Here is a 19,792-nt window from a genome sequence, read left to right on the forward strand (position 1 = left end):
TCCGATATCAGCCGCCCTTGAAATCGAATCTTAAATAGTTTAGAACCGTACAAAAACTGATACGGTTAATTATGTCCCTAAAGGCAATTCCACTCCTTTGCATGTGTTTGTATTTTACAGCCACGTTCGCTCAGCAGACTATCTATGTAGATAAGTCCGGGGTCATGCGTTGGTCAGGTAATCACCAGGAGGCCTCCTTTTATGGCGTGAACTATACCCTTCCTTTTGCCCATGCTTACCGTTCAGTAAAAGATCACAAAGCAGCCATTGATAAAGATGTATATCATTTTTCCCGACTTGGACTGAATGCTTACCGGATACATATATGGGATGTAGAAATTACAGACTCCCTCGGAAGGTTACAACAAAATGAGCACCTGGATCTGCTTGACTACCTGATTGCCCGGGTGCAGCAAAGGGGTATCAGCGTGCTGATCACCTGTATGACCAACTTTGGGAATGGCTACCCGGAAAGGAATGAGCCAACCGGCGGGTTCTCCTACTTATATGACAAATGTGACGTACACCGGCATCCCAAGGCCATTGCCGCCCAGGAAACGTATGTTCGCCAGCTGCTCTCTCATGTCAATCCGTATACCGGAAAGGCTTATAAAGAGGAGCCTGCGATAGTAGGCTTTGAAATCAATAATGAACCCTGCCATACGGGCGACCCGGCGCTGACCAAAAAATACATCAGTACTATGGTCGCAGCTATCAAATCAACAGGTAATAAGAAACCGGTATTTTATAATGTCAGCCACAACCAGGAGCATGTGCCGGCTTACTATTCATCTGATATTCAGGGTACGACTTATCAATGGTACCCTATTGGCCTGGTAGCCGGGCATACCCGTACCGGCAACTTTTTGCCCTATGTGGACCAGTACAATATCCCTTTCTCCAACGAAAAAGGATTTGCGACCAAAGCGAAAGCTATTTACGAATTCGATCCGGCAGATATTACCTATAGTTATATGTACCCGGCTATGACCCGTACATTCCGGAGTCAGGGCTTCCAGTGGATCACCCAGTTTGCCTATGACCCCATCGATATCGCGGCTTATAATACTGAATACCAGACCCACTACCTGAACCTGGCCTATACACCCAGGAAGGCGCTGAGTATGAAAATCGCGGCAGAAGTAGCGAAGACAGTAAAACGAGGGGAACATTTCCCGGCCTATCCGGCTGATACTGCTTTTGGTGATTTCCTGGTGAGTTACATGCAGGATCTTAGTCTGCTCAACACTCCCACGCAATATTTTTATTCCAACAATACAGCTACTCCACCGGTAGCTCCGGCACAGTTAACCACTGTTGCTGGTTATGGCAATTCTCCTGTCGTAAAGTACGAAGGCACAGGCGCGTATTTCCTCGACAAACTGGAAAACGGGGTATGGCGGTTAGAACTGATGCCCGATGCTGTTCAGGTGGCTGATCCTTTTGCCAAACCTTCTCCTGACAAGCAAGTGGTGAGCATCGCCTGGAACAAGTGGCCTATGCAGTTGCAGCTACCAGATCTGGGAGATCATTTTATGATCAGGAATCTTCATTCAGAAAGAGATACCATCGCCGAAAAAGGTGCTTTTTCCGTTAGTCCTGGTGTTTATATACTGATGAAAGAAGATACCAGGCGATGGTCTGCTTCCTCTGATTGGGGGCATATTAAACTGGGTGAATATGTAGCACCGCCTGCTCAGTTAAAGCAATTCGCGGTTATACACCAACCCCGTACAACGGTGGAAGGTGGTAAAGACATTGCGATACGCGCAGAGATCGCAGGACCTGCTTTCCCTGACTCTGTGATCCTGCAAACAGATCGCGTCTCTTTCTGGTCAGATCGCAATCCATATATTCGCCTGGAGCGCGTACACGGGTATACCTACCAGGGTACAATTCCAGCCAGTATGGTAAAAGGAAGTGAATTAAAATATACCATCACTATCTTTACTAACGGAAGAAAATATACGTTTCCACAACAGGAAGCAGGCGCTCCGCTTGACTGGAACTTCACTGTTACCCGCTACTGGGAAACAGTGGTCACCACACCGGCAGACCCTGTCATACTGGATGGAGAGCTGGAATGCTTCTCAATGACCGATAAGTCTTTTATGTCTGCATCCCGCTACCGGGAACATCCTTATACCGCTACAGTGCAGCGATATACCATGCATGTGAATGATGATAATGCCAGCTTTTTCTGGAGAAAAACAGTGAACAATGAAAGGGACTTACAGGCTGTTAAATACCTGTGCATTTATATTCCGGCCACTACCATCAAAGCATTGAATGTCGGGTTCATTACAACAGATGGATACACTTATTCGCAGCATCTGCCGATAGACAACAAGCAGCATATTTATAAGGTGCCTGTAGCCACTTTACAACAGGATAGTACAGCATTATTACCGCGTCCATACCCGGTCTTTCTGAACCGGTATTTTATACCAAAAACCAACATTGACTTTAACATTAATAACATTGAATCACTAAACATTTCCACATCAGACAAGGTGCCAGATAACGCTTCAATAGACATCGGAGCTATTTGGCTGGAGTAATCAGATCGTTTAAAAATTTTAATTCCACAATATGAAGAAATCAATTTTCCGCAAATTCCTATTCTGCCTATGCATGGTGATGAGCAGCCTGGGTGTTTATGCCCAGGAACAAAGCCGTACCGTAAAAGGTACTGTGACCGACGAGGGCGGGAAAGCACTTGAAAGAGTGTCTGTATTAGTCAGCGGTACGACCACCAGCACCCTTACCAACGCCTCTGGTGGGTTTACGGTGCAATTACCTCCGGGAAAAGATGTATTGGAATTCACCTACGTAGGTGCTGCCAAAAAAATGGTGAAAGTTGAAGGAGACACACTGCATGTAGTGATGACCTTCGAAGACAAAAAACTCGACGAAATAGTCGTGATCGGTTACGGTACCAAGACGAAGAAGGACATGACCGGTTCCGCTGTCAGCATTAGCAGTAAAGAGTTTAACCCCGGGTTGGTAGGTTCTTCTGAACAGCTGATCAGTGGTAAATCTTCTGGTGTGCAGATCATGACAAATGGAGGTTCTCCGACCGCAGGTAGTACCATCCGTATTCGTGGTGGGGCCTCTTTGAGCGCCAGCAATGCACCACTGATCGTACTGGATGGGGTGCCGCTGGAAACAGGCGGTATCAGCGGGAATTCATCCAACTTCCTCAGTATGATCAACCCGAATGATATTGAAAGCATCACGGTACTGAAAGATGCCGCATCTACGGCTATCTATGGTTCACGTGCATCTAATGGGGTGATGATGATCACTACTAAAAAGGGGAAGGGCGACCAGTTAAAGATTAACTTCTCTACAGTGGTTACCCTCCAGCAAAGAAAGAACGTGGCCGATATGATGTCGCCTGCGCAATTCAGATCCGTGATCAATGCTGAAGGAACAGATGCTCAGAAAGCCCTGTTAGGTAGCGCCAATACTGACTGGCAGAAAGAAGTATTTAAGAATGCCATGGGTACAGACAATAACCTCGGTGTAACCGGTAAGATCGCGAAAGCCATTCCTTTCCGCGCTTCCGCGGGTTATTACAACCAGCATGGTAACCTGCAGACGGATAAAACACAACGTTTCACAGGATCACTGGTAGTGACGCCCAGCTTCTTCGACAAACATTTAAATCTGACATTGAACCTGAAAGGTGCTGCCAATAATAACCGGTTTGCCAATACAGATGCTATCTGGAATTCCGTGGCCTTCAATCCGACACAGCCTGTCTACTCCGGTAAATCAGCTTTTGGCGGTTTCTATGAAAGTCTTGATAACAGCGGCATACCTGCTACGGGGGCTAACCGCAATCCGGTAGGTTTGTTGGAACAGGAAACAAGAAAAAGTGATGTATACAGAAGTATCGGCAACTTCGATGTAGACTATCGTTTCCATTTCCTGCCTGATCTGAAAGCCCACGTAACGGTAGGTTATGATTACAGTAAAGGGGAAGGTTCTGTATGGATCCCTGCTACTTCTGCAAATGGCTATAATGTGGGCGGGTCTAATAATTCATATTCACAGACGCTGAAGAATAAATTGTTCACCGGTTACCTGAACTACAGCAAGAATATCAACAACGTTCACCGTTTTGATGCAACTGCCGGTTATGACTACCAGCACTGGAGTGCAAAGGCGCCGGCTATCACTTACTACAATGAAAAGGGGCAATTGCAGTCTACCGCCAAAGCGTCAGATGAGCGCCACGTATTATTATCTTACTATGGAAGAGTGAACTATACCTTATTCTCCAAATATATGATTACAGGAACCGTGAGAAGAGACGGTACATCCCGCTTTAGTCCTGAGAACAGGTGGGGTACTTTCCCTTCCGTAGCAGTAGCCTGGAATGTAATTGACGAGAATTTCCTGAAATACAATAAGGTACTTTCCAACTTAAAATTAAGGGCCAGTTATGGTGTGACCGGACAACAGGATGGTATAGGCAACTATAGTTACATGTCCGTGTATCAGCAAGGTAACAGCTATGCTAATTACCGCTTTGGGGATGAATATTTATACGTATACAGACCATCTGTGTATGTCTACGATCTGAAATGGGAGACAACAAAAGCATTTAACTACGGTGTAGACTTTGGATTCCTCAACAACAGGATTGCCGGTTCTGTAGAGTATTACACCCGCAAAACCTATGACCTGCTGGCGAATGTATCTGTACCTGCAGGTACTAACTTTGACCAGACTGCTACTACCAACGTAGGTAACATCGAAAGTCACGGTTTTGAGTTCCAGCTGAATACGACACCTATCAGTCAGCGTGATTTCAAACTGGATGTGAACTTCAATGCAACCAATCAATATACTAAAGTGACCAATATTACACTGGTAAAAGGCGCAACCACAGTCGGTACTTATGCGGGCCCCGCTGTAGCCGGCAGAGGTATCCAAATCCTGACACCCGGTTACCAGCCCAATATGTTCTATGTGTACAAGCAGGTATATGATGCTGCCGGCAAACCGCTGGAAGGTGTCTATGCTGATCTGAACAAAGATGGTGTGATCAACGAACAGGACCTGTATCGTTATCATTCTCCCGCTGCTACCTGGATGTTAGGTTTTAATACGCAGGCGACATATAAGAAATGGTCTGCCGGATTCACCATGCGTGCTAACATCGGTAACTATGTATACAACAATACAAAGATGGGATTGAGCGCCTGGGAAACCGTACAGTATGTAGATGCTGCGCTGAACAACCTGCATAAAGATTACCTGCACACCGGTTTCAAAACCCGTCAGTATTATTCAGACTATTATGTAGAGAATGCCTCTTTCCTGAGAATGGATAATATGTCTGTCGCTTATAACTTTGGAAAAGTAGCAAAGCATGTGAATATGCGCATTGGCGCCATCGCACAGAATGTATTCACTATTACGAAATACAGCGGACAGGACCCGGAAGTAACCAATGGTTTTGAAAGTGCATTCTATCCTCGTCCACGTACTTATTCCATCAACATTAATCTTGAGTTCTAACGTTTATGAAAAAGATACTATCACTCATATTAATAGTCAGCCTGCTGGCATCCTGTACCAAGGATCTGAACCAGGTACCCAGTGTGGAAGCGACTTCTGAATCTGTATATACCTCTCTTGCCAATTATAAATCTGTATTGGCAAAACTCTATTCCTCATTTGCCGTAGCGGGTATTGAAAAAGGAGATGGCAATGCGGATATGGCCAGCAGCACGGCATCGTGGGGGTATTTGAGAGTATATTTCAACCTGCAGGAAATACCCACTGACGAGGTGGTTTATACCTGGGCTGGTGGCGATAATCTTACCAACATCCAGTACATGACCTGGGGCGCTTCAGATACCTGGGTAAGTGCCATGTACTACCGTATATATTACACAGTGGCACTTTGTAATGAGTTCCTGAGAAATGCGACTGACGAGAAGATCGCTTCTTTTTCTGCAGCTGATCAGGCATCACTGAAAGTGTTCAGGGCAGAAGCCCGTTTCCTGCGTGCATTGGCGTACACACATGCGATGGACCTGTACGGGAATGTCCCTTTCGTAACCGAAGCTGACAAAGCAGGTGCTTTCATCCCTCCACGTATCAAAAGAGCAGATCTGTATGCTTATATCCAGTCTGAATTGCAGGCGGTAGAAGAAGTGCTGCCAGCCCCGTTACAGAACGAATACGGCCGTGTGAGCAGAGCTGCTGCATGGACATTGCTGGCCAGGAATTACCTCAATGCCGCTGTATATACCGGAACGGCAGATTATACTAACTGCCTTACCTATTGCAATAAAGTGATTGCAGGTGGTTATACGCTGGAGCCGGTTTATAAAAAACTTTTTAACGGAGACAATGACAAACGTACTAAAAATGAGATCATCTTCCCGATTGAAGCAGATGTAACGCATACCACCACCTGGGGCGCTACCACTTACCTGGTGAATGGTCCTATTGTAGGTAGTATGAAAGCCGCTGACTATGGTGTAGTATCAGGCTGGAACAGTATTCGCACACTCAGGGAGTTCGTTAGTTATTTCCCTGATCAGACAGGTACCGCTGATAAGCGTGGTGATTTCTGGACGAATGGGCAGACATTGAATGTAGATGATCCGTCTTCTTCCAGCCAGGGATATTCCATCGTTAAATTTACCAACCTGAATGATGATGGTAGTTATACCACAGATGGAGGTTTGGTAAACACTGATTTCCCTATGTTCCGCCTGGCTGATGTATACCTGATGTATGCAGAAGCCGTATTAAGAGGCGGTAGCGGTGGTACTGTGGGCGACGCAGTGAACTATGTGAACCTGATTCGTGAACGTGCATATCTGAATAAAACAGGTGATATCAATGCATCTACCTTAACGCTTGATTTCATCCTGGCAGAGCGTGCCCGTGAACTCTTCTGGGAATGCACCCGTCGTACAGACCTGATCCGCTTTGGCAGGTTTACAGGTGGCAATTATTTATGGCAATGGAAAGGTGGCACCGTGAATGGGGTGGCTGTTGATGCAAAGTATAACCTGTATCCAATCCCGACAACAGACCTGGCTTCCAATCCTAATCTCATCCAAAACACTGGCTACTAAACACCTTTCCATGAAAAGAATACTTAGCTATATACAATTACTGGCGCTGGGCATGCTCTTGTTTGCCAGTTGTAAAAAAGATGGCTCACAGCCCGTATTAAGCGGCTTTACAGATGCATCGCTGACAGCAACATCTACACAGTTAGCGTTATCACAGTCTGCAAAAGATAGTGTGGTATTGCAGTTGATGTGGGATGCAGGAAAATTAAATGTTTCCGACGATTACGCGGTAAAAGAGGCGCTTATGCAAACGACTGTGCAGTATGCAGTAGATGCCGGTTTTAGCAACATCAAAAAAGAAGTGGCCGTGACCAGTTCATCGCTCTCCTATACCAGTGCTGCATTAAACACATTGGTATTAGGGTTTGGGTTGACGGCCGGTGAAAGCGGTACTGTATACGTTCGCGTAAAATCCGTACTGACTGCTAATACAGCTGCCAGATACAGTAATACATTGACACTCCGCATTACGCCTTATGAGGCGGTGAGTGATGCTGCATACTTATACATGGCCAGCACAGATCTGACTTCCTTCCCCTGGAAATTGTGTGCGAGGAATAAGGATGGAAAGTATGATGGGTTTGTGAAGGTAGACCAATGGCACAATTTCCTGCTCACCAGCGAAGAGAGCAACAGTGCTGGTGTGATCTATGGCGGCTACCCTGCAAACGGTAACCAGTATGTATTGTATAAAGGGAGTGATCGCTGGAATTGCTGGACGGCAAACGGTGGTTACCTGTATATCACTGCCAATACAAACGCACTGACCTGGAGCGAAACAGTCGTCAACTCACTCAGTGTGGTAGGTGACTTTAACGGCTGGAATACGACTGCTACCCCTATGACCTATGATGCTGCCAATAAGATCTGGACAGCAACCATTACCACTACCTCAGCAGAGCAATGGGGCATCAAAGTCCTGATCAACCAGAGCTGGAGCTGGTTCTTTGGTGCGGGTGATGAAGCCGGGGTATGTACGCTGTATACTGCGGATAACAGCGGATTCCCGTACACGAAGGTAGGTACTTACACATTGAAACTGGACCTGAGCGATCCACATAAATTTAAATATACTGTAGAATGAAACAGTTCAGAATAATAGTAGCCATCATGTTGTTGCTTGCATGCAATAAGAACGACGGGGCTACAACCATCAATACAGATACGTCGGGCTTTGCCAAAGGTGCAGATATCAGCTGGATCACAGAGATGGAAGCCTCCGGGAAGAAGTTTTATAATAGCGCCGGTACAGAAATGGATGGTATCCGGTTATTGCAAACGTTGGGTGTCAATTCAGTGCGCCTGCGGGTTTGGGTAGATCCGGCTGACGGTTGGTGCAATAAGAATGACCTGCTGGTAAAGGCGTACCGGGCGAAGAGCCTTGGCATGCGGATCATGATCGATTTTCACTACAGCGATAGTTGGGCAGATCCTTCCCAGCAGGCCAAGCCTGCCGCCTGGGCCAGTATGAACTTTGATGCATTGAAAACAGCGGTAGCGGGTCATACGAAAGAAGTGTTGACACTGTTGAAAGAGAAAGGGATTACGCCTGAGTGGGTACAGGTGGGCAATGAAACAGGCAACGGTATGCTATGGGACGACGGGAAGGCATCTGTGAGTATGGCTAACTATGCAGCGCTGACCAGTACAGGTTATGATGCAGTCAAGGCAATCTTTCCGGATGCCAAAGTAATTGTGCACCTGCAGAACGGCCATGACAATTCTCTCTTCAGGTGGCTGTTCGACGGATTGAAGGCGAACGGCGGTAAGTGGGATGTAATTGGAATGTCGCTGTATCCAACCAAAGATAACTGGCAGACATTGAATACAGCCTGCTATCAGAATATGCAGGATATGATTTCCCGGTATGGGTCTGATGTGATGATTTGTGAAGTAGGGATGGATCAGCAGCAGGCCGCCGCAGCAAAAGCGTTCCTGGCAGACCTGGTAGCGAAAGCAACATCTGTATCCAACAACAAGGTTTTAGGGATATTTTATTGGGAGCCGGAAGCGTATGGCGCCTGGAAGAACTATACAATGGGTGCATTCGACGACGCGGGTAAGCCTACTGAAGCGCTGGACGCATTTAAATAAAGAGAAGATATGATGATATTACGATGGTGCCTGCTCTTTGTATTGCTCGCAAACGGCATGCAGGCGCAGGACAGAAAGGAGTTTTTGCTGCAGAAGAACTGGCAGTTTACCAAAGGCGATCCACCAGGGGCCATGGCGCCATCCTTTGATGATAGAGGTTGGCAAACGGTGTCCGTGCCTCATGACTGGGCGATATTTGGTCCGTTCGATCGTAAGAATGACCTGCAGGAGGTCGCGATCAAACAGAATGGAGAAACCGTTGCCAGTACAAAAACCGGCAGAACAGGGGGTCTGCCATACGAAGGGATAGGCTGGTACCGTAATCATTTTGATGTACCCGCTGGCAGTACCGTATCCCTGTTGTTCGATGGTGCGATGAGCGAGGCAAAGATCTATGTGAACGGGAAGGAAGCGATTTACTGGCCGAATGGTTACAATTCATTTTATATAGATGTTACACCCTATCTGACTGCAGATGGGAAGAATAACCTGGTAGCTGTCAGGCTGGAAAATAAACCACAGTCTTCCAGGTGGTATTCCGGCGCTGGTTTGTACAGGAATGTACACGTGATCACTACGCAGCAGGCGCATGTGCCGGTATGGGGTACTTATATCACTACACCCTTTGTATCGGATGCATATGCCGCTGTCAATCTGAAAACTACTATTGAGCATACAGGAGATGCAGACGTCAGGGTCGTAACGGAATTGCTGAATGCAAATGGAGTGGTGGTGGCTAAGAAAGAGAACACCCAGAGAATAACGCATGGCAAACCGTTTGAACAGAATTTCATCGTTAACCAGCCTGCATTATGGTCTCCGGAAACTCCTGCATTGTATACTGCCAGATCGGTGATCTACGTGAATGGGGTACAGACCGATACTTATACCACTCAGTTTGGTATACGTGATATCCGGTTTGTAGCAGACAAAGGATTCTACCTGAACGGGAAACTGCGCAAATTCCAGGGGGTATGTAATCACCATGACCTGGGGCCTTTGGGGGCGGCCATCAATGTAGCCGCGTTGCGTTATCAGCTTACACTACTGAAGGAGATGGGATGTGATGCCATCAGGACATCACATAATATGCCTGCTCCGGAGCTGGTATCCCTGTGTAATGAGCTGGGATTGATGATGATGATAGAACCATTTGATGAATGGGACATTGCTAAATGTGAGAATGGGTATCATCGCTTTTTTGCCACATGGGCGGAAAAGGATATGGTGAATATGATACGGCATTACCGTAACGATCCGAGTGTGGTGCTCTGGAGTATTGGTAATGAAGTGCCGACACAATGCAGTCCGGACGGCTACAAGGTAGCGTCGTTCCTGCAGGACATCTGCCACCGGGAAGACCCTACAAGGCCGGTGACTTGTGGTATGGACCAGGTAAGCTGTGTATTGAGCAATGGCTTTGCGTCTATGCTGGATCTGCCGGGATTCAATTACAGGGTGCACCGGTATAAGGAGGCGTATGGAAAATTGCCACAGAACCTGGTGTTAGGTACAGAAACGTCTTCTACAGTGAGTTCAAGGAGTGTGTACAAATTCCCGGTAGAAAGAAAGGCAGATGCGATGTACAAGGATCATCAGTCCTCTTCTTATGACTTTGAATATTGCTCCTGGTCTAATTTACCAGACGAAGATCTGGCGATGGCGGAAGATAATGAGTGGGCTATTGGTCAGTTTGTATGGACAGGTTTTGACTATTTAGGAGAGCCTTCACCCTATGATGTGGATGGCTGGCCCAATCATAGTTCAATGTTCGGTATCATAGATCTGGCAGGTATTCCAAAAGATCGTTACTACCTGTACCGGAGTGTCTGGAATAAGAAAGCACCTACGTTGCATATATTGCCACATTGGACGTGGCCGGGCCGTGAAGGACAGGAAACACCTGTATTCGCTTATACCAGTTATCCTTCGGCGGAGTTATTTATTAATGGGAAAAGCTATGGCAGGCGATTTAAAAATGATTCTACCGTACAGCATCGTTACCGGCTGATGTGGATGAATGCCGTGTATGAGCCTGGAGAAGTAAAGGTGGTCGCCTATGATGAGCAAGGGAAAGTGGCGGCAGAAAAGGTGGTGCGTACAGCAGGTAAACCCCACCATATTGTACTGGAAGCCAACAGTAACAAAATCGCTGCAGACGGGAATGACCTGGCATACATACGGGTGAAGGTAGTAGATAAGGATGGGAATGTGTGTCCGGCGGATCAGCGGTTGATCACCTTCACTGTATCGGGTGCAGGTATTTACAGAGCTGCTGCCAATGGAGATCCGACTTGTCTTGATTTATTCCATCTTCCTCAGATGCATGCTTTTAACGGGGAATTGACCGCCATCGTTCAGTCAAAAGAACAGGCAGGAGAAATCAGGGTAGAAGCAAAGGCCAAAGGGCTAACGCCCGGGAAGATCCTGTTAAAAAGTGGTAACTGACTTGTAAATATAAAAGGCGCCGGCAACACGGCGCCTTTTATGTATTAAAATATAACGCATAAAGCATTGTAATTATAATTAATATTAACCTGGCTGCCCCTATCCCTGACATTCCCTTAAAAACTTCACTAAATATTAAAGTTCAGATTAACGTAACCCGAAAAATCTCGTTATTTTTAAAATACTGACAAAGGGACAGGCCTATAAACGTCAAGCAACAGGCATTCTTAATCATTGCATGACACGTATAATCTACTTGTGAAACTTAAACGTTTGTTAAACTAATGACATCTACCTATTCATTACATAAGATTTTCCATCCGGACAGCTTTGGTTTCCCGGCCGACGCCTATAGCCGTTTTAAGTTTGGGGATGATGCCGTGGCAGCAGCTTTTGGTACAGCTCTTGCCGAAGGATTTATCAGGGATCACCTGCGTTATGCCACGCTGGATAAGCAACTGGTTGTTGTTTCCAGTCCATATGCGTTTATTCCCACGGCTACTTTTGCCATGAAGAATCATTTCGTATTCCGGTTGAACAGGTGGTTGGCAGAAATGGGTTATCCTATTTTACAGGAAGCCAAAGTGCACCGTACGATCACCTACAAGGAGGACTATGGGGAGTTGAATGCGTCGCAGCGGCTGAATCTTATCGGCAATGATGCGTTTCATATCGATAAGTCGTTCCTGGATGGAAAAACCGTAATTTTCCTGGACGATATCCGGATTACGGGCAGTCATGAGAAGATGATCCTGCGTATGGTAGACGAATATGAGCTGAAGAACGACCTTTACCTGTTATATTTCGCAGAACTGGCCAATCCTTCAATTCATCCGAACATAGAAAATTATTTAAATTATCACTATGTGAAGTCTATCTTCGATCTTGAAAAGATAATACAAGGGGATAGTTTTATGATAAATACAAGAATTGTGAAGTATATCCTCAATTATGACTATGATTCGTTTTGTATCTTTTTACAGAATCAATCAGACAACTTTGTAAATCTGTTGTACAATATGGCCCTGGGCAACGGGTATCACACCATTGACGCTTATGCCCGTAACCTTGGCTTCATCAAAAGATTCATATATCCGACAAATAATATAAAAGCTTAGAAAATGGCAATTAACCTTCAAAAAGGACAAAGAGAGGCAATCAATGCGCCTAAGTTCACAATCGGGCTTGGTTGGGACACCAATAGCTCTTCCACGGGTGGCAGCTTCGACCTGGATGCATCTGTATTCATTCTCGGTGAAAATAAAAAGATCTTATCAGACTCCCATTTTGTATTCTATAACAACAGGAAATCTCCGGATAACGCGGTGGAGCATTCCGGCGATAACCTCACTGGTGAAGGTGCAGGCGATGATGAGCAGATCCATGTAGATCTGTCTAAGATCGATCCTAATGTGACGGAGATCTGTGTGGTAGTAACCATCCACGAAGCAGAACAAAGACGCCAGAATTTTGGCCAGGTAAGGAACAGCTATGTACGCATTGTAGATTCGTCCAACAACCAGGTATTGCTGAAGTATGAACTGGAAGAAGATTTCTCGATAGAAACAGCCGTTGAGTTTGGCCGCATCTACAAGCGGAACAACGAATGGAAATTTGAAGCTGTAGGTGCCGGTATGAAAGGCGGTTTACAGGATTATCTGAATAAATACAACTAATCGGACATGGCTATCAACTTACAGAAAGGACAGCGCATCTCCCTCGAAAAAAGCAATGGTACCAAACTGGAGAAGGTTTGCGTAGGCATCAACTGGGGAGCTATTGAAAAGAAGGGTTTATTCGGACTCGGCAAAACCAGGGAGGCTGTAGACCTGGATGGTAGCTGCGTATTGTACAACGAGCAAAAACAAGCCCTTGAAGTTGTCTATTTTGGTAACTTGCAATCTAAGGACAGGGCAGTAAGACATAGCGGGGACGACCTTACCGGGGATGTAAATGGTAATGACGGACTGGATAACGAGGTGATCACGCTGGATTTTTCCATCCTCAATCCTTCCGTAAATTATGTTGCTTTTGTGCTCAATAGCTTCAGGGGACAGGATTTTGGTTCCATCCCATTTGCATCGATCCGCATTTATGAAGGTACACCAAGCCGGGTGACCGAAGTATTTGCGAAATATGACATAGCACACGATGCCGCTTTTGCAGGACATGTGTCTATGGTAATGGGCGTATTCTACAAGAAGAATGGTGAATGGAAATTCAATGCCATCGGAGAAGCGACCAGGGATAGAAAACTGCAGGAGACTGTTGATACAGTCACCCGCCAATACTTATAAGACTTAAAAATTTGCGTATATGGATATTAATGCAAATACCACCACTGATGTAGTCGTTGCCACCCCGCATATAGACCGGGAAGGAAATGTAGACCTCACGACCGTGACTTCGGAGGAAAGCAGGAAGTATGATGAAGTGAGCAAGTCCCTTGTACCGGGCGATGTAAACGCGATCCTGAACTATGGTGCTGACGTGGAGAAATCCATGGACAAGTACAGCAATGACTTCCTGACTTCTGTACGTACCTTCAATTCCGGTGAAGTAGGGAATCACATCAATGACCTGCTGACAGAGCTGAACTATATAGATGTAGATGAACTGGAACAGGGAGGATTTAAATCCTTCATGTCTAAAATCCCCTTCTTCAAGAAGCTGGTAGTAGACGTGAAAGCCATGTTCCAGAAGTATGACACAGTTATTGCCAATGTAGACAAGATCACGAACAAGATCAAAGCGGGCCGTATCAACTCCCTGAAGGATAATACTGCCCTGCAGACGATGTTTGACAACAACGTGAACTACATCAAGCAGATGGAAGAGCTGATCATTTCCGGTCAGTACAAATACAATCAGCTGAGCATTAAGCTGGCTGAGATGGAAGGTAACCCGACTGCATACCAGGATTATGAGATCGCCGATATGCGTGAGTTCCTGCACCGCCTGGACAAGCGCCTGGCAGATATGAAGATCGTACGCTTCATCATGATGCAGTCACTCGCCCAGATCAGGGTTGTGCAGAACAACAACACTGCCATCGCAGAAAAGGCACAGTCCATCGTATCTACTACCATCCCTGTGTGGAAAAACCAGCTGACCATCGCTGTTGCGCTGCAAAGACAGAAGGCGAATGTGGAAATGCAGAAGAAAGTAGCGGATACTACCAACACTATTCTGCAGAAGAATGCTGAAATGCTGAAGCAAAACAGTATTGAAGTAGCGAAGCAGAATGAAAGCACAGTAGTATCTATCGATACCTTGAAGCGTACTACTTCTTCCCTGATCGAAACGCTGAACGAAGTGAAACGTATCCATGATCAGGGTACAGAAAACAGGAAGCAACTGAACACAGAATTGCAGTCACTTGAAACAGAACTGAGAAAGAATGTAACCAACATTTAGGTACTCATTTTTGCAGTTGATACTCAGGAAAGAGGTGTTGTTAAGCATACACCTTCCCGATACAATGGGAGCATGAGATGAAGCGATTTGTCTTTTATGCCAATTCGGAATCATGGGATTACCTGGAGATAAATTCTGCCAATTGCCCTGCGGCCGGCTTTTGGAATAGAAAATGAGTAAGTACTAATCAACAATAAGGAACGCCAGATAATGGAGGAGAACCGGGCTATCATATTAAGTGAGTCACAAAGAACGATCAGCAAGTTACAACTGCTGTCTGTCTTTTTTGAAGATGAAATAATCTATAAGATCTTCCTGCGTACGCAGGTGATCCATAAATTATTTGAGAACAATGCTGACCTGAATGTGAATAAACTGGAACTCTTTCATGTTCAATATTCGCTGACCATTATCGAACTACTCAGGAAAATCAAAAGTGCCAACGAGCGAAATGTATTGATCCTGCACGATGAGATACAGCTCAACAGGGATCTGATAGACAAACTGAATAGCAACGTATTCACCGAACAGAGTTATAACCTGGAAAAGCAGCGACAGGCACTGAAAGTAAACCAGTCCCTGCGCAGGCTTTTCCAGTTATTGTCAGAAGAAAAAGATGAGTCGCCTTTTTCAAAGAACATCCATGCATTCAGCGCCCGTTTTGCGGCCGATTTCTTCTTTGATATCCCCTTTGACCTGGTTGAAAAACTAACAGACTACAATCCTGCAGAAGTATATCGTAATGCATATGCTACCATTCACAGGAGGCTGATGGGCATCCTGAACAAGGTGGAATTCAAAAGCGAATTCTATTGCGGGTTGACAGCTGGCAGCCTGATACTGGAAGTATATCATATTGTTGGAGTAGACAGGTATTTTGTGTTTGTACCCTCGCGCAATTTATTCCTCTTCCTGGAACTGTCAGATATTGCAGGCATAGACCTGCATAACAATATTTCCAAGAAGGCTAAAATCATACAGGAGATAGCGGATAAGAACGATCAGCTGCTAAGTACGGCCAGCGTAGTGAAAACGCAGATCCCACCTGATATTAAGAAGCTGATATCAGATTATCACAACAAGATTGATGATGTGAACTTCCTGCAAAACCTGAGCGATGTTGACATTGAGGCAAATATCCTTAAAGCCATGTTGAACACAGATAGTTTGTAACCATGCAGTTGTCCGAAGCTATTCAGTTTATACAGTGTGATGTATTGCAGCATGCGCCTGTGAGCCAATGGGCCGACCTGGGATGTGGCAGTGGATTGTTCTCTACCGCATTGTCGCATTACCTGCCCGTAGGAAGTACCATTTATGCAATAGATCATAAGCCGGGTACAAGGATAGCAGGACATGGCATAAAGATTTATGACCTCGATTTTGTAACAGATCCTTTGCCCTTTGGGCAGATAGATGGGATATTGATGGCGAATTCGTTGCACTATGTAATGGATAAGGGGGCGTTTCTGCAAAAGCTGAAAAGGCACAGCGCAACTTTATTAGTGATTGAATACGATATAGAAAGGCCGGTACCGACCTGGGTTCCTTTTCCGGTTAGTTACAGAAGTTTACCCGCTCTTTTCCCGGATAAAAAAATTGAAAAATTAAGTGAAAGACCTTCTGCATATGGGCAGGGAAATATGTATGCAGCGCTGATTTATTAGTATCTTTAGGGGCTATGACCATAACCGAAAAACTACGCCTCGCCAGCATCTCTCTATTTGGTCTCTCGATAGGAGACGCCTTTGGAGAAACCTTCTTTGGCAATGAAGACCTCATCACCAAACGACTTATTTACAAAGAAATAGAACCTGAGAACTGGTGCTTCACCGACGATACTGTCATGGCAATCGGTATCTACAAACTCCTTGAACAGGAGGGAAAAATAGACCAGTCAAAGCTCGCCACCATTTTTGCAGACAACTATAAACTGGATAATTACCGTGGTTACGGGGGTACTGCCCATGCTATTCTACGCGCGATAGGAGAGGGAGAAGACTGGAAAACCGTGAGCAGCAGTGTCTTTGATGGCATGGGTTCTATGGGTAATGGCGCCGCTATGCGGGTAGCACCCCTGGGGGCTTACTTCCACGATGATGTAGAAATGCTCATAGAACAGGCACGTTTGTCAGCAGAAGTGACGCACTTCAATGAAGAAGCTATTGCCGGAGCGATCGCCGTAGCACTGGCAGCCAGTATCGTGATTCAGCAACCTAATATCACCCCTGCGGAATTTTTTGCATTTATCATTCAGCACACACCAGACAGCGATACCCGGTCTAAAATTAAAAAAGCCGCCACATTACCAGCCAATTACGATATCAGGACCATCGTTTCTATACTTGGTAGCGGGCTGAAAATGCTGGCCCAGGATACGGTTCCTTTTGCCCTCTGGTGCGCAGCCCACCATCTCCATGATTTTGAAGCTGCCCTCTGGACTACCGTGAATGGCCTGGGAGACCGGGACACCACCTGTGCCATCGTCGGGAGCATCGTCTCCTTACCCACTGGTACTGAATCTGTTCCGAAGGAATGGGTAGCCCGCACGGAAGATTATAAAACCACACAATTTTTCAACAGTTAATGGGGGTAACTCCTTCTTTGTTCGAACCTTTTTTTTCTACAATTTGCACCCTCTATGAACAAAGACGATTTATTCTGGCTCATTTCCTCTTCACCTGCTATCCAGATGCTGCGCCTGCGCAACACGCATTGGATACTTCCATTCCTGTACAGCGTGTTCAAGGAAGAGAATCGTTTCTCTATCCCTGAGTCGCAGCTGGTACAAATGCTGGCTGAAACGCTCAGCTTACAGGAAGACGGCGTGGAAGACCTGGAAGAAGCAAGGATCAACTTTGGTGAAGACGAAGAAACACGTAGCCGAAAATATATACTCAACTGGGTACAGAAACGCATCCTGCAGGACCTGCCGGATGCCGAAGGGAATACCCGCTACCAGCTGAGCGCTTATACTGAAAAAGTTTTCCAGTGGATGCAGACCCTGCAGTTGCGTCAGCACGTAGGTACTGAAAGCCGCTTTAAGCTCCTTTTCAACTCTCTCCGCGATATCGTGGAGAACACAGAAGATGACAGGGGGAAAAAGCTGGAGATACTCAAGAATAAGCGTGCAGAAATTGATAAAGAGATCAAGGCCCTGGAACTGGGTATCACGCCGGACAGGTACAATAATGCACAGGTCCAGGAAAGGCTGGAACTTTTTACCCGGCTCTGCTATGAACTGATCAGCGATTTCCGGGAGGTGGAAGACAATTTCAAGCAGATTCACCGCACCATCGTAGAGCAGCATACCCGTGCTGAACAAAGTAAAGGAGCCATCATCGGATTTGCATTTGAAGCCTACGACTCCCTGCGTAACAGTAATCAGGGGAAGAGTTTCTATGCCTTCTGGGATTTCCTCATTTCCCGTGCCGGCCAGGAAGAATGGCGTGAACTCACTGAACAGCTCATGCACCTGGTGGGAGAGCGGGGGATCCAGGCAGATGAGTCCTTCCTCACAAATATCAAATCCCTGCTGCTGGAGCAGGGCAAGAACGTATATGATGCCAACGATAAGATGGCGGAGAAACTGAGCCGTATCATTTCGGAAAAGGAAATTGCACGTCACCGCCGCCTGCGTAAGCAGATCAACAGTATCAAGGAGCTGGTATTCGGTTTCAAAGAGGAAGAGGAGGACGTAGATGCCGGTATCAGCATTGACGACAGTGCTGAGATCAGGATGATCCTGGAACGAAAGCTCACGCTGGACCAGAAGAAAACACTGGCAGAGGTGAAGCAGCCAGCAGCTGCTACGGAAAAAATTGAGGATATGACGCGCTTCAGCCGCCTGCTCAATACCTCGCACATCAATAAAAAATACCTGTGGACAAAAGTGGAAAGCGTGCTGAAAGACAAGCAGACGGCTACGCTCAAAGAAGTACTGGAAGCCTCTCCACTGGAGTATGGTCTCGCTGAGATCATCAGCTATTACGACTTTGTAAGGGAAAAAGGCGGTAAGGCCTACACCGTACAGAATACCACAGAACTGATACCTCTCAATGCGGAACAGACCCGCTTTTTGGAAGTACCTTATCTCTTATTCGGAAAATAAATTAGTATGAGTACACCTGTCAAAATATTACCCTACGCTTCTTTAGTAGTCAAGTTGCTTAAAGGACCGGTAGAATATGTGGAAAAAAGTGCCTGGGAGAAACTGTTGCAATACAAGGTGGAACTGATCATCTTTTTGCAGCAACTGGGCCTCACACTGGTGCTGGACGAGCAGGACGGATATGCATTTGTAAAGCATGCCATGTCTGAAGACGAAGAAGCTTATGTAAGCTGGGTACAGCGTCGTTCTTTCAGTTACGAGGAAAGTATTATGCTGGTGCTGCTACGCGAAATGATGGCAGAATTCGAGATCAGCGACTCCTCTTCCCGTGAGTTGATCAAGAAGAGAAGAGAGATCAAGGAATATGCAGAATTGTTCTTTAAGGAAGGCGCCAGCCGCATCCGTTTCCTGAAAGATATAGACCGGCTGATCGACAAGGTAGAGGAAAACGGTTTCCTGCAGAAGATAGAAAACCACGATCTGATCGATGAACAGAAGTTCCGTATCAGGAAGATCATCAAAGCTAAAGTAGACAGCGAAGCGCTGGAACAATTCCAGCAACAACTGCTCGCCCATCAGGAAAGCCCTGTGGAAGCCGAGTAAGCTAAAC

The 19,792-nt window shown here is 46.0% G+C and carries 15 protein-coding genes; all 15 read left to right on the plus strand.

Annotated features, from left to right (window positions below; all coding sequences use genetic code 11):
• Window positions 1–71: 71 nt before the first annotated feature.
• The 15 genes from ABDW33_RS27820 to ABDW33_RS27890 all read left to right on the plus strand — a co-directional run bounded on the left by ABDW33_RS27820 (window position 72) and on the right by ABDW33_RS27890 (window position 19,785).
• Window positions 72–2,561, plus strand: a complete 2,490-nt coding sequence (locus tag ABDW33_RS27820; RefSeq protein ID WP_343693374.1) for a hypothetical protein — start codon at window positions 72–74, stop codon at window positions 2,559–2,561.
• Between the two features lie 31 nt (window positions 2,562–2,592).
• Window positions 2,593–5,535 carry a SusC/RagA family TonB-linked outer membrane protein gene (locus ABDW33_RS27825; protein ID WP_343693375.1) on the plus strand — a complete coding sequence of 981 codons (2,943 nt, stop codon included), beginning with the start codon at window positions 2,593–2,595 and terminating at the stop codon, window positions 5,533–5,535.
• Window positions 5,536–5,540: 5 nt separating this feature from the next.
• Window positions 5,541–7,112: a RagB/SusD family nutrient uptake outer membrane protein gene (locus ABDW33_RS27830; protein WP_343693376.1), complete on the plus strand. Its 1,572-nt coding sequence runs from the start codon at window positions 5,541–5,543 to the stop codon at window positions 7,110–7,112.
• Window positions 7,113–7,122: 10 nt separating this feature from the next.
• Window positions 7,123–8,196 carry a DUF5111 domain-containing protein gene (locus ABDW33_RS27835; protein WP_343693377.1) on the plus strand — a complete coding sequence of 358 codons (1,074 nt, stop codon included), beginning with the start codon at window positions 7,123–7,125 and terminating at the stop codon, window positions 8,194–8,196.
• Window positions 8,193–9,206, plus strand: a complete 1,014-nt coding sequence (locus tag ABDW33_RS27840) for a glycosyl hydrolase 53 family protein (protein WP_343693378.1) — start codon at window positions 8,193–8,195, stop codon at window positions 9,204–9,206. Before ABDW33_RS27835 ends, ABDW33_RS27840 begins: the two co-directional genes overlap by 4 nt.
• A 9-nt stretch (window positions 9,207–9,215) precedes the next feature.
• Window positions 9,216–11,654 carry a DUF4982 domain-containing protein gene (locus ABDW33_RS27845; RefSeq protein WP_343693379.1) on the plus strand — a complete coding sequence of 813 codons (2,439 nt, stop codon included), beginning with the start codon at window positions 9,216–9,218 and terminating at the stop codon, window positions 11,652–11,654.
• A 284-nt stretch (window positions 11,655–11,938) separates the two neighbouring features.
• On the plus strand, window positions 11,939–12,772 hold the full coding sequence (locus ABDW33_RS27850; protein ID WP_343693380.1) for a phosphoribosyltransferase family protein: 834 nt from the start codon (window positions 11,939–11,941) through the stop codon (window positions 12,770–12,772).
• Between the two features lie 3 nt (window positions 12,773–12,775).
• Window positions 12,776–13,330 carry a TerD family protein gene (locus ABDW33_RS27855; RefSeq protein WP_343693381.1) on the plus strand — a complete coding sequence of 185 codons (555 nt, stop codon included), beginning with the start codon at window positions 12,776–12,778 and terminating at the stop codon, window positions 13,328–13,330.
• A 6-nt stretch (window positions 13,331–13,336) separates the two neighbouring features.
• The gene (locus ABDW33_RS27860) at window positions 13,337–13,951 is read left to right on the plus strand and encodes a TerD family protein (protein ID WP_343693382.1); all 615 of its coding nucleotides are present in this window, start codon (window positions 13,337–13,339) and stop codon (window positions 13,949–13,951) included.
• A gap of 19 nt (window positions 13,952–13,970) precedes the next feature.
• Window positions 13,971–15,071, plus strand: coding sequence for a toxic anion resistance protein (locus ABDW33_RS27865; protein WP_343693383.1), 1,101 nt, complete (start codon window positions 13,971–13,973; stop codon window positions 15,069–15,071).
• Window positions 15,072–15,281: 210 nt separating this feature from the next.
• On the plus strand, window positions 15,282–16,244 hold the full coding sequence (locus ABDW33_RS27870) for a hypothetical protein (RefSeq protein ID WP_343693384.1): 963 nt from the start codon (window positions 15,282–15,284) through the stop codon (window positions 16,242–16,244).
• A gap of 2 nt (window positions 16,245–16,246) precedes the next feature.
• A complete protein-coding gene (locus ABDW33_RS27875; protein ID WP_343693385.1) occupies window positions 16,247–16,738 on the plus strand; it encodes a methyltransferase domain-containing protein in 492 nt (163 codons plus the stop codon).
• Window positions 16,739–16,752: 14 nt separating this feature from the next.
• Entirely contained in the window at window positions 16,753–17,658 is a 906-nt protein-coding gene (locus ABDW33_RS27880; RefSeq protein WP_343693386.1) for an ADP-ribosylglycohydrolase family protein, read from the plus strand.
• Window positions 17,659–17,712: 54 nt separating this feature from the next.
• Window positions 17,713–19,182, plus strand: a complete 1,470-nt coding sequence (locus ABDW33_RS27885; RefSeq protein WP_343693387.1) for a DUF3375 domain-containing protein — start codon at window positions 17,713–17,715, stop codon at window positions 19,180–19,182.
• 6 nt (window positions 19,183–19,188) lie between these two features.
• Complete coding sequence (locus tag ABDW33_RS27890) at window positions 19,189–19,785, plus strand: DUF4194 domain-containing protein (protein WP_343693388.1); 597 nt, start codon at window positions 19,189–19,191, stop codon at window positions 19,783–19,785.
• The last annotated feature ends 7 nt before the right edge of the window (window positions 19,786–19,792 follow it).

It is taken from the genome of Chitinophaga sp. (assembly GCF_039596155.1).
In the GTDB taxonomy this organism is placed as follows: domain Bacteria; phylum Bacteroidota; class Bacteroidia; order Chitinophagales; family Chitinophagaceae; genus Chitinophaga.